Below are 11,208 nucleotides of genomic sequence, written 5' to 3'. Positions count from 1 at the left end.
GAGCTCTTCCACTTTCCGCTCACCACTCGATACCAGACGCACTGCTTCCTGCTTGAACTCGCGCGTGAACTGCCTTCGCTTCTCGGCCATGGTCACCTCCTGCCCGTAACCTACGGGCTTATCTTGGTGTCCACCAAGCCGGGGCAATCCTACGCAGTCGCAGTACTGCTGCCTCTGCTCCCTCTGCGTGAGGAAATCGCTTTTGATCCTTCACCGGTAGCCGGCCGCCTGCAGGTTGAACAGCTCCGCGTATCGGCCTTCGAGGGCCAGCAGCGACTCGTGCGTGCCCTCCTCCAGCACGCGTCCGTTCTCCAGCACGAGGATGCGGTCCGCCATCCGCACGGTGGAAAAGCGGTGGGAGATGAGGATGGCCATCTTGCCCTCCGTCAATTCCGCGAACCGGCGGAACACCTCGTACTCCGCCCGGGCGTCCAGCGCCGCCGTGGGCTCGTCCAGGATGAGCAGCTGCGCGTCGCGCATGTACGCGCGGCCCAGGGCCACCTTTTGCCACTGGCCCCCGGACAGGTCCACGCCCCCGTCAAAGCGCCGTCCCAGCATCTGCCGGTAGCGCGCGGGGAGCGTCTCCACCACCTCCGCGGCCAGCGACCGCTCCGCCGCGTCGATCACCCGCGCGTGTTCGTCGCCTTCGCCCCGCGCGAGCTCCGCGATGCGCCCCACGGCGATGTTCTCCTCCGCCGTCATGTCGTAGCGCACGAAGTCCTGGAAGATCACGCCCACCTGGTCGTGCAGGTCCGCGGGGTCGTACTCCGCCAGGGGCCGGCCGTCCAGCAGCACCACGCCGCGCGCAGGCTCGTACAGCCGCGCCAGCAGCTTGGTGATAGTCGTTTTTCCCGCGCCGTTCTCGCCCACGAGGGCCAGCCGTTCACCGGGGCGGATGCGAAAGGAGATGCCGCGCAGCACCCACGCGGGATCGTCGTCCGGGACGTCGGTGGCGGGTACGGGGCCCTCCGCCGTCTCCGGGTAGCGGAACCACACGTCGCGGAACTCGAAGCCCTCGCGGAACGGCCGGGGAAAGGGGCGCGCCCGTGCCGGCCGGGCGATGGCGGGCTTCATGGCGAAAAAGATGAACAGGTCGTCCAGGTACAGCGCCTGCTCGTACAGGTCCGTCGTGGAAAGGAGCGTTCGCTGCACCAGGTCGCGCGAGCGGGAGAACGTCCCCGAGAGCAGCGTCAAGTCGCCCAGGGTGAGCCGGCCCAGCACCGTGCGGTAGACGATGGTGGCGTACGCCGCGTAGTAGCCCAGCGTGGAAAGGAGCGAAAGGCCCGTTCCGGCCAGGTTGCGGCGGATGGCGAGCCCGCGGTTGGCCAGGTAGAAGCGGTCCGCCAGCGTGCGGTACTGCTCGATGAGGAACGGGGACAGGCCAAAGAGCTTGACCTCCTTGGCCGTCGTTTCCGACGCCGCGATCATGCGGTAGTAGTCCAGCTTGCGCCGCTCCGGCGTCCACTGGTAGAGCAGGGAGTAGCCCAGCGCCGCGAAGTGCGTCTCTCCCAGGAACGAAGGGAGAACGGCGAGGACCAGCAGGGCGAACAGGAGGGGCGAGAACGCCAGCAGGGTGCCGGTGAGCGTGAGCAGGGTGATGGCGTCCTGCGCCAGGCCAAAGAGCTGCGACAGCAGGGCGATGCGTCCCACCGTCTGCCGGCGGGCGCGCTCCAGGCGGTCGTAGAAGGAGGGGTCCTCGAAGTGCTGCAGGTCCAGCTCCGCCGCGTGCTCCATCAGGCGGATGCTCATGCGGTTGCTGAACAGGTCGCCCAGCAGGCTTTCCAGCAGGGTCCCCGTGCGCGCGGCCACCTCGCCCAGGGCGATGATGCCGAACTCCAGCGCCACCAGCCCGCCCACGTGCCGCCAGTCCGGCGCCCCGGGCGAGCGGGACTCGGCGACGACGGCGTCCACGATGAGCTTGCCCACCCACAGCGACGCGATGGGGATGAACGCGCGAAGCAGCCGCAGCAGGGCGATGCCCGTGACGTAGCCGCGGTGCGTCTGCCAGACCATGCGCAGGAACGGCGGCAGGTTGCGCATGGCGCGCCATCGTTGCGCCCACGTGGGCGCGGGGGGCGGCTGCCGGCGGCGGGGCATGGTGGGGTGTTGGGGTTCCATGCCCTGGAAGGTACGAGGGAGCAGGGAATAGGGAATAGGTAATAGGGAATAGCGGGCAACGGACTAGAACCGCGGGGGGCGGGTTACAGGGGACAGCCATCAGCCGCGGCGGACCCGTGGCCCGGCGGGTTGGAAGCGCAGGTCGACGAACGACGCCCAGGTACAGACTGCCGTTGCCGGCTGTCCCCTGTAACCCGCCGTTCCGCGGATCCCCGCGGGCTATTCCCTGTTCCCTGTTCCCTGTTCCCTATTCCCTCAGCACCGTAGTCCAATCCCCCGGCGCGCGTCCGAGTTTTCCCCACAGACAGACCCGCGAACGGGCCCTACTTTCACCCGGCAACGCGTGGGCGAAGCTGCGTCCGCGCCGGGGCTGGCGGCGGCTGGCGGGCGGGCGTATTATCCCGCCGGCTCAGCCGCCCTCCCGTACTGTTGGCCGCGCGCACGTGCGCCGCCGGCGGCCGCCGCACCACCTGAAAGAACGCCGAACACCCACAGCCGATGAAGTCAGTCACAGCTCCCGCCGAGCCGCGCCGCGGGTTGGGGGCGCTCGCCGCCGGGCTCCTCCTGCCGTTGCTCGCGGCCTGCGGCGACGACCACCTGACGCGGTACCCGCAGACGACCTACGCGCCCAGGACGGAGATGGCGGAGATCCAGATGGGTCTCTTCAATCTCACGCTCTACCTGGGCGTGGCCGTGGGTCTGGTGACCTTCGCGCTGCTGGGCTGGATCATGTGGAAGTTCCGCTACCGCCCCGAGGCGCCGGAACCCCGCCAGATCCACGGCAACACCACCCTCGAGGTGGCGTGGACGCTGTTCCCGGCCCTGATCGTGGCCGTGATCGCCGTCTTTACCGTAAAGGCCATCTTCGCCACGCAGCCCGAGCCGCCCGCCAACGCCCTGAACGTGCGGGTCATCGGCAAGCAGTGGTGGTGGGAGTTCCAGTACCCCGTCAACGGCGGGCAGGACACCATCATCACGGCCAACGAGATCCACGTTCCCGTGGGCCAGCCCGTGCAGCTGCTGCTGGAGTCCGACAACGTGCTGCACTCGTTCTGGGTGCCGCAGATGGGCGGCAAGCGCGACCTGATCACCAACCGCGTCAACCGCCTGATCTTCACGCCGCGCGAGCCGGGCGTGTACCTGGGCCAGTGCGCCGAGTTCTGCGGCGACAGCCACGCGCTCATGAAGATGCGCCTGGTGGCCCACACGCCGCAGGGCTTCCAGGACTGGCTCAACAACGAGGCCCGTCCCGCCGTGGAGCCCCTGGACAGCACCTCGTCCGTGGCCGTGGGCAAGAAGCTCGTGACGCAGGGCGTGTGCGCGGGGTGCCACGTCATCAACGGCACGCCCATGGTGGGCCGGCAGGGCCCCAACCTCACGCACTTCGGGCGCCGGCGCACCCTGGCCGCGGGCATCGTGGAGAACAACGCCGAGAACCTGGCGGCGTGGGTGCGCAACGCGCCGGCCATGAAGCCGGGGAGCAAGATGCCGCAGCTGGGCGGCGACATCCCCAACGCGCTCACGGAAGACCAGATCCAGTACATCGTCGCCTACCTGCAGTCGCTGCAGTAGGCGGGGCAGGCGGAACGGCAGGAACAAGAGCAGCGACGGCCGCCCGGGGACGCCATCCCGGGCACGGCCCTTCGTGATCAGGCGCCCGGCGTGGCGGCGCCCCGAACCCGGATGGAGCAGGAATGGCATCGACAGCAACGGTGGCGGCCCCCCACCATCACATGGCCGCACCCGCCGAGCCCACGGGGCTGTGGAGCTGGATCACCACGGTCGACCACAAGCGCATCGGCATCATGTACGGGGTGACGGCGTTCATCTTCTTCCTGATCGGCGGCATCGAGGCGCTGCTGATCCGGGTGCAGCTGGCCGTCCCCAACAACAACTTCGTCAGCGCGGACTTCTACAACCAGCTGTTCACGGTCCACGCGCTCACGATGATCTTCGCGGCGCTCATGCCGCTGACGGCCGCGTTCTTCAACTACATCATGCCGCTGCAGATCGGCGCGCGTGACGTGGCCTTCCCGCGGCTCAACGCGCTGTCGTACTGGGTGTACCTGTTCGGCGTGCTGTTCTTCAACGCCGGCATCTTCATGCAGCTGGGCCCCAACTCGGGCTGGTTCGCCTACGCGCCCATCACGACCCGCGAGTTCTCGCCGGGCCTGAACATGGACTTCTACGTCCTGGGCCTGCAGATCCTGGGTCTGTCGTCCATCCTGTCGTCGCTCAACTTCATCGTGACGATCGTGAACATGCGCGCGCCGGGAATGCGGCTCATGCGCATGCCGATCTTCACGTGGATGACCCTCATCACGGCCATCCTGATCGTGACGGCCATGGCGGTGTTCACCATCGCCGTGACGCAGCTGATGTTCGACCGCGTGTTCGGCAGCACCTTCTTCAACATCCGCGAGGGCGCCGACCCGCTGCTGTGGCAGCACCTGTTCTGGATGTTCGGACACCCCGAGGTGTACATCCTCATCCTGCCCATCATGGGCATGGTGTCGGAGGTGCTCCCCACGTTCAGCCGCAAGCCGCTCTTTGGCTACAACGTGATGGTGTTCTCGGGCGTGCTCATCGGCTGGCTGGGGTGGGGCGTGTGGAGCCACCACATGTTCGCCACGGGCATGGGCCCCATCGCCGACAGCTTCTTCTCGCTGTCCACGATGCTCATCGGCATCCCCACGGGCATCAAGATCTTCAACTGGCTGGGCACCCTGTGGGGCGGCAGCCTGCGCTTTACCACCGCCATGCTGTTCTCCATCGCGTTCATCGCGATGTTCACCATCGGCGGCATCTCGGGCGTCATGCACAGCGCCGCCCCCAGCGACCTGCAGCAGACGGACACGTATTTCGTGGTGGCGCACCTGCACTACGTGTTCTTTGGCGGCACGGTGCTGGGGCTGTGGTCCGGCATCTACTACTGGTTCCCCAAGATCACGGGGCGCCTGCTGGACGAGCGGGCGGGCCAGGCGCACTTCTGGCTCACCCTCGTGGGCATGAACCTCACGTTCTTCCCCATGCACTTCCTGGGGATGCTGGGCATGCCGCGCCGCATCTTCACGTACGGCGACAACATGGGCTTCAACGGGATGAACCTGGTCATCACCTTCGGAGCCTTCATCATCGCCCTGGGCACGCTCATCTTCGGGATCAACATGGCGTGGTCGTGGAAGCGCGGCCGGCTGGCGGGCGCCAACCCGTGGGGCGCGTCCACGCTGGAGTGGGCCATCAGCAGCCCGCCCCCCGTGTACAACTTCGCCACCATCCCCGTGGTGCACTCGCGCATGCCCCTGTGGGAGAGCGACGCCACCAAGCAGGGCGGCATCCCGCACGGCCGTGTCGAGGAAGAGACGGAGCAGGTGACGCTGCTGGGCACCAAGGTGGGCGAGGTGCGCGACCCGGAGAGCGACGTGAACCGCATGTCGGCGCACGACCTGGGCATTCACCTGCCGCCGCCGTCGGTGTGGCCCATCATCATGGCCGCGGGCATCTCGTCCATCTTCATCGGCCTGCTGTTCCGCCACGTGGAGGGCTGGGCGCACAACCTGTGGATGCTCTCGGTGGTCGGCGCGCTTACGCTCGTCGTCTCCATCTACGCCTGGGCCTTCGAGCCGGGGCACAGCCATCCGTGAGGACGGAAGTGCCAAGTCCCGAGTGCCAAGTGCCAAGTGAAGGCACCCGTACACTTGGAACTTGGCCCTTGGAACTTGGCACTAGGTCTTAGACCGGGAACCGAACCTTCGCAATGAACCATTCCCACGCGCTCGACGCCCACGCGGCGCACCCGGCGCACCTGGACACCAGCACGGGGCTGGACAGCCGCAAGATGGCCTTCTGGGGCTTCATCGGCTCCGAGTGCCTGCTCTTTGGCTCGCTCATCGCCACGTACATGGCGTACAAGGGCAAGAGCATCAAGGGCCCGTACCCGCACGACGTGCTGGACGGGGCGGGCAACGTCATCCACCAGGGGGTGTTCAACATCCCGCTCACCACGTTCAGCACGTTCATCCTGCTGATGAGCTCGGTGGCCATGGTGCTGGCGCTGAACTTCACGCAGCGGGGCGACCGCACCAGGAGCGCACTCTGGCTGTTCCTGACGGCCTTTGGCGGCGCCATCTTCCTGGGCTGCCAGGTGTACGAGTTCACGTACTTCGTGGTGCACGACAACATGACGCTGAAGAGCAACCTCTTCTCGTCGACGTTCTTCCTGCTCACGGGGTTCCACGGCGCGCACGTCACGGTGGGCGTGATCTACCTGCTCACGCTGGCGTCACTGGCGTGGAAGGGGCGCATCGGGCCCGAGAAGTCGCTCAACGTGGAGCTGGCGGGCCTGTACTGGCACTTCGTGGACGTGATCTGGATCGTGATCTTCCCCCTCATCTACCTCGTGAAGTGAACGGCGACATGTCCAGCGAAACGCGGGAAGTGGCGCACAACCAGCACGCGCACCCCACCAACCGGTTCTACCTGATGATCGGCGCGGCCCTCATCGGGCTCACGGTCCTGGAGGTGCTGGGGTACCTGGGCGAGGAGAAAGGCACGCTGGGGCCGGGGGCGGCGGCGGCCATCATCCTGTTCCTGTCGGCCCTCAAGTTCCTGCTGGTGGTCGCGCTGTACATGCACCTCAAGTTCGACCACAAGCTGTTCACGGGGCTGTTCGTGTTCCCGGCCCTGCTGGCCACGCTGGTGATCGGCGGCATGATCATGCTGTTTGGCCCCGTGCACGGCACGGCGACGGCCATTCACGGCACCATGACGAGCAACGAGGGGATCCACGGCGCCGCCACGGCGCCCGCGGGCCAGCCGGCGGCGCCCACGACGCCCCCCTCGCGGTAACCTTTGGATGGGCAGGGCCTGATGTTCAACGCGGTACTGGGTCTCGCGCTTCTTCACGGCGAGACCTTCTCGTGGTCCGAGTGGCGGGTGTACCCCAGCTTCATGGCGGGGTGGCTGCTGCTGGGCGGCGGATACTTCCTGCTGATTGGCCCCCTTCGCCACCGCTTTGCCGGCGCGCACCCCGTGCCGGCAAAGAAGGTGGCGTCGTTCGTGGCGGGGCTGGCGCTGATGTTCGTGGCCCTGCAGGGCCCCATGCACGAGCTGAGCGACTACTTCCTGTTCAGCGCGCACATGGTGCAGCACCTGGTGCTCATCCTGATCATGCCGCCGTTCCTGCTGTACGGCACGCCGGACTGGGCCCTGCGCCCGCTGGTGCGCCGAAAGTGGGTGGGGCGCATCGCGCGGGCGCTCACGCTGCCCCTGGTGGCGTTCGCGCTGAACAACGTGATCTTCCTGGCGTGGCACTTTCCGGGTCCGTACGACCTGATGATGCGCGACCACGGGGTGCACGTGACCATGCACCTGATGATCATGGTGACGGGCACCATCATGTGGTGGCCGGTGATGAGCCCGCTGCCGGAGTTGCCGCGCATCGCGCCCGTGCTCCAGATGGTGTACCTGTTCCTGGTGGGCATCCCCATGATGATCTCCGCCGCGCTCATCACGTTCAGCCAGACGGAGCTGTACGGCTGGTACGTGGAGGCGCCGCGGATCGTCCCCGGGCTGTCGGCGCTGGAGGACCAGCGGCTGGGCGGGGTGATCATGTGGGTGCCGGGCGGGCTCACGCTGTGGCTGGCCATCACGTTCGTGTACTTTCGGTGGACGCAGCGCGAGCGGCGCCTGGACGAGGGCGTGTCCCTGCGCCAGCCGGCCGTGTCCCGCTCCGGCCTGATCGTGCCGCCGCCCTATCCGCAGGGATGATCGGCGGCCGGTTTTTCGACGAGAATCGCATGGACGCGCCCGGACAACCCGTTGTCCGGGCGCGTTTTGCGTGCGCGTCACAAAAGGTGTCCGCACGGTGGCGTCTTCGGGAAGTGGACATCGTGCGCGTTTTGATTAGATTCCGGTTCGAACCCACGAACCGGGAGCTGAGGATGACGAGTCCAGCGCGCAGGTCCCCCGAATCCGCTACGAGCGATCCAGATCGCCGGGAGCAACTGCGCCGCAGGCTCGCGGAGCGCGGGATCACGCTGCACCTGCCCCGGCCGGGGCGGCGATGGGCCGACGGCCCCTGTCTGCCCGTGACGGGGGATGAGCTGAGCGACGCGGTCATCCGCATGCGCCGGGGTGACCTGGGTGCCTCTGAAACCTGACGTCCGATCACGCGTGAGAAAGGAGAACGGATGAGCAAACCCGCAAGAAAGGCCCTGCCCGTCTCTCTACATCCGCCGGAGCTGCTGGAGTTCGCCCGGCGGGCCGCGGAGCAAGGGATGATCGTACAGTTGCCCTCGCCGGATAGTGGGCGCGATCTCCCGGAACCGATTGACGTCGGTGCGTCGCTGAGCGACATGGTTGTTCGCCTGCGCCGGTGCGAGCCGTGAAGTACTGCTTCCTGGACACGTCCGCGTTCACGAAGCTGCACGTGGTGGAGCGCGGGATGGACATCGTACGCGAGCTGGTGCGCTCGGCTGATCGTGATCCCGACCGTGTGCAGGTGCTCGTCTGCGACTTCGTGCTGCCGGAAGCGGTTTCGGCGGTGATGCAGGTGAAGGAGCGTTCGGACGCCGCGCGGCGAGGAATGAGCGCGGCGGCGCTACAGGTGACGTTGCCGCGCATCCGCCGACAACTGCAGCACGGTTCGGTGTTCGTGGTGATCCCGGCTACCGGGTGCATGGAGCTGGCCGCGGACCTCGTGGAGCGTCATCGGCTCCGAGGGGCGGACTCCGTGCAGCTTGCCGCCGCGCTCAAGGCCAGGGGGTTTGCGTCGGAGGGGCACCAGTTCATCTTCGTGAGCGACGACGTGGCGCAGTGCCGGGCGGCGGAAGGAGAGGGGCTGGAGGTGCTTCGGCCGGCGGCGTGAATCCGATGGGGACAATGAGCGCGCAGGGGGGGACGCGCGTCGTGGCACGCTTCTCGTTAGACGACGGGCAACGTGATGGCGCCGCGCGCCGTACCAGCGGGCGACATCCGCCATTTCACAGGCTTCCTCGGATCTTGCGGCTCGTCCACGAGAAGAAGACTGGGTAGTTTGCGCCACGTTGTGTACCGTGCGCGTCCCAGGCCGGTGGCATCCGTCCGATGTCAAGGTTTTCGCTAAGTCGCTGTACCGCATCCGGTTCAATAAAATCGGCCCCACCGGCACGCGCGGGAACGGGGGTTGCTACTGCTGAGGGTAGCAGACTTACCCCACGTGATCGTACCGGAAGGGGTAGATGCGGGCAGGCTGGGGCCGCACCTTCATTTTGCAGGACCACACAGCGGCGCCCCCCCGACGATGCGAAGTCCAGAAACTTCGCGGCTTCAGCCTCCCGCATCTTCCTTTCGGGCGCCGGCTTCGCGCCGGCGGCATGGACGGGCCGTCCCGGATCGGGACGGCCCGTCCATCGCATGCCACCTGCCGGGGCCCGTCCCTGGTCCGAACCGCGCCCCGGATGCCCGCCATCAACTACAACCACCTCTGGTACTTCTGGATGGTGGCCCGCGAGGGGAGCATCGCGGCCGCGACGGGCAAGCTGGGGGTGACGCAGCCCGCCGTCAGCAGCCAGATCGCCCGGCTGGAGCGTTCGCTGGGCACCAAGCTCTTTGAAAAGAGCGGGCGCGGGCTGGCGCTTACGCCTGCGGGCGCCACGATGTACGCCTATGCGGACGAGATCTTTGCCCTTGCCCGCGAGATGCTGGAGACGCTGGACCGGGGCGGACGGCGCGCGCTGCGGCTGGCCGTGGGCGTGGCGGAGGGCGTGCCCGCCGCGCTGACGCACCGGCTGCTGGCGCCGGCCCTGGCCATGCCGCGCCCGGTGCGACTGGTGGTTCGGCACGGCTCGCTCACGCGGCTGACGGCGGAGATGGCCGCGCGCGAGGTGGACCTGGTGCTGTGCACGGAGCGGCTGCCCGCGGGCTCGGCCGTGCGCGCGCGTCCGCACGCCCTGGGAGAGAGCAGCGTGATGCTGCTGGCGTGGGCGGCGACGGCGAGAACGCTGGTGGACGGGTTCCCGGGCTCGCTGGACGGGGTGCCGTTCATCGTGCCGCCGGCGGGAAGCGCGCTGCGGCGCATCCTGGACGGGTGGCTGCAGGCGCAGGGCGTGGCGCCCACGGTGGTGGCGGAGATGGACGACTGGGCGGAGTCGCTGCTGCTGGCCCGGTCCGGCGCGGGGGTGGTGGCCGTGCCGGCCGCCGTGGGCCAGGAGCTGCGGGAGGTGTACGGCCTGGAGGTGGTGGGGCACGCGCGCGACGCCGTGCAGCACTTCTACGCGCTGACGGCGGAGCGCCGCCCGCGCCACCCGGCCGTCGTCGCCGTGCTGGAGTCTGCCCGGACGAACCCGATCAGCGGGTAGAGAGGAGGAGCTGCGCGATCGGGGCAAGGCCACGCCGGCAGCGGCCCGCCCCTCCCCCGCTCGTCCCTCGCGGAGAGGGGAGACCTTCATCGCACGACGCCATCTTCATCCGTCCGCACCTTCGTACCGCGTACCTTCGTACCCGCAGTTAAACCCTCCGTCGCTCCCGCGCATCTGAACTCGCGAAGACCATGGCGGCGCGGTGCCGCCGGTCTCGCACACCCCGCGACCCATCCGGAGCCGACGATGCGTACGTCCCGCTTCTTTCTCCTTTCGATCCTGGCCGCCGGCACGCTGGCGCAGACGGCCGCCGCCCAGCGCTCCGGCCAGGAGTGGGTGCAGAGCTGCCGCAACAATCGCTGGAACGACAGCCGCGTCACCCACTGCGAGGTGCGCGAGGTGCGGATCCCGGCGCGCGGCACCCTTCGCGTGGACGGCGCGCAGAACGGCGGCGTGAGCGTGCGCACGCACGAGGGCCGCGACGTGGTGGTGCAGGCGCGCGTGCAGACGTGGGCCCGCAGCGACGACGCGGCCCGCGACATCGCCGGGCGAATCCGGGTGAACACGGACGGCACCATCCGCGCGACGGGGCCGGAGCAGTCGGGCGGGCGCAACGGCGGCTGGGGGGTGAGCTACGAGATCCTGGTCCCCGCGCGCACGGACCTGAACGTGGAGGCGCACAACGGCCCCATCTCCGTGGAGCGCGTGGCCGGGGACATGGAGCTGCGCACGGTGAACGGCCCCATCACGC

Annotated in this window: 9 protein-coding genes; 8 read left to right on the top strand and 1 reads right to left on the bottom strand. The window is 68.2% G+C overall.

Going from position 1 to position 11,208, the window contains the following annotated elements; genetic code table 11:
* Nucleotides 1-210 precede the first annotated feature (210 nt).
* The gene (locus VFZ20_RS22050) at nucleotides 211-2,097 is read right to left on the bottom strand and encodes an ABC transporter ATP-binding protein (RefSeq protein WP_329686109.1); all 1,887 of its coding nucleotides are present in this window, start codon (nucleotides 2,095-2,097) and stop codon (nucleotides 211-213) included.
* 519 nt (nucleotides 2,098-2,616) lie between these two features.
* On the opposite strand from VFZ20_RS22050, the gene coxB reads away from it, so the two are divergent.
* The 8 genes from coxB to VFZ20_RS22010 all read left to right on the top strand — a co-directional run.
* On the top strand, nucleotides 2,617-3,690 hold the full coding sequence (gene coxB, locus VFZ20_RS22045) for a cytochrome c oxidase subunit II (protein ID WP_329686108.1): 1,074 nt from the start codon (nucleotides 2,617-2,619) through the stop codon (nucleotides 3,688-3,690).
* A gap of 122 nt (nucleotides 3,691-3,812) precedes the next feature.
* Nucleotides 3,813-5,762, top strand: coding sequence for a cytochrome c oxidase subunit I (gene ctaD / locus VFZ20_RS22040; protein ID WP_329686107.1), 1,950 nt, complete (start codon nucleotides 3,813-3,815; stop codon nucleotides 5,760-5,762).
* Nucleotides 5,763-5,875: 113 nt separating this feature from the next.
* Nucleotides 5,876-6,526, top strand: coding sequence for a cytochrome c oxidase subunit 3 (locus VFZ20_RS22035; protein ID WP_329686106.1), 651 nt, complete (start codon nucleotides 5,876-5,878; stop codon nucleotides 6,524-6,526).
* Nucleotides 6,527-6,534: 8 nt separating this feature from the next.
* Entirely contained in the window at nucleotides 6,535-6,966 is a 432-nt protein-coding gene (locus VFZ20_RS22030; protein WP_329686105.1) for a cytochrome C oxidase subunit IV family protein, read from the top strand.
* Nucleotides 6,967-6,987: 21 nt separating this feature from the next.
* Entirely contained in the window at nucleotides 6,988-7,887 is a 900-nt protein-coding gene (locus VFZ20_RS22025; protein ID WP_329686104.1) for a cytochrome c oxidase assembly protein, read from the top strand.
* Nucleotides 7,888-8,503: 616 nt separating this feature from the next.
* Nucleotides 8,504-8,986, top strand: coding sequence for a type II toxin-antitoxin system VapC family toxin (locus VFZ20_RS22020; protein WP_329686103.1), 483 nt, complete (start codon nucleotides 8,504-8,506; stop codon nucleotides 8,984-8,986).
* A gap of 571 nt (nucleotides 8,987-9,557) precedes the next feature.
* The gene (locus VFZ20_RS22015) at nucleotides 9,558-10,457 is read left to right on the top strand and encodes a LysR family transcriptional regulator (protein ID WP_329686102.1); all 900 of its coding nucleotides are present in this window, start codon (nucleotides 9,558-9,560) and stop codon (nucleotides 10,455-10,457) included.
* A 246-nt stretch (nucleotides 10,458-10,703) separates the two neighbouring features.
* Nucleotides 10,704-11,208: hypothetical protein (locus VFZ20_RS22010; protein WP_329686101.1), on the top strand; the 505-nt coding region annotated here is incomplete at its 3' end.

The sequence above is a fragment of the Longimicrobium sp. genome (assembly GCF_036280135.1).
In the GTDB taxonomy this organism is placed as follows: domain Bacteria; phylum Gemmatimonadota; class Gemmatimonadetes; order Longimicrobiales; family Longimicrobiaceae; genus Longimicrobium.
Note: the sequence above shows the minus strand (reverse complement) of the source record. Positions and strands in the feature narration are given on the sequence as shown.

What these genes read in the sequence shown, in the direction of transcription:
- coxB (WP_329686108.1), top strand. Translation starts at nt 2,617, where the DNA reads ATGAAGTCAGTCACAGCTCCCGCCGAGCCGCGCCGCGGGTTGGGGGCG.
- ctaD (WP_329686107.1), top strand. Translation starts at nt 3,813, where the DNA reads ATGGCATCGACAGCAACGGTGGCGGCCCCCCACCATCACATGGCCGCA.
- VFZ20_RS22050 (WP_329686109.1), bottom strand. Translation starts at nt 2,097, where the DNA reads ATGCCCCGCCGCCGGCAGCCGCCCCCCGCGCCCACGTGGGCGCAACGA.
- VFZ20_RS22030 (WP_329686105.1), top strand. Translation starts at nt 6,535, where the DNA reads ATGTCCAGCGAAACGCGGGAAGTGGCGCACAACCAGCACGCGCACCCC.
- VFZ20_RS22025 (WP_329686104.1), top strand. Translation starts at nt 6,988, where the DNA reads ATGTTCAACGCGGTACTGGGTCTCGCGCTTCTTCACGGCGAGACCTTC.
- VFZ20_RS22035 (WP_329686106.1), top strand. Translation starts at nt 5,876, where the DNA reads ATGAACCATTCCCACGCGCTCGACGCCCACGCGGCGCACCCGGCGCAC.
- VFZ20_RS22015 (WP_329686102.1), top strand. Translation starts at nt 9,558, where the DNA reads ATGCCCGCCATCAACTACAACCACCTCTGGTACTTCTGGATGGTGGCC.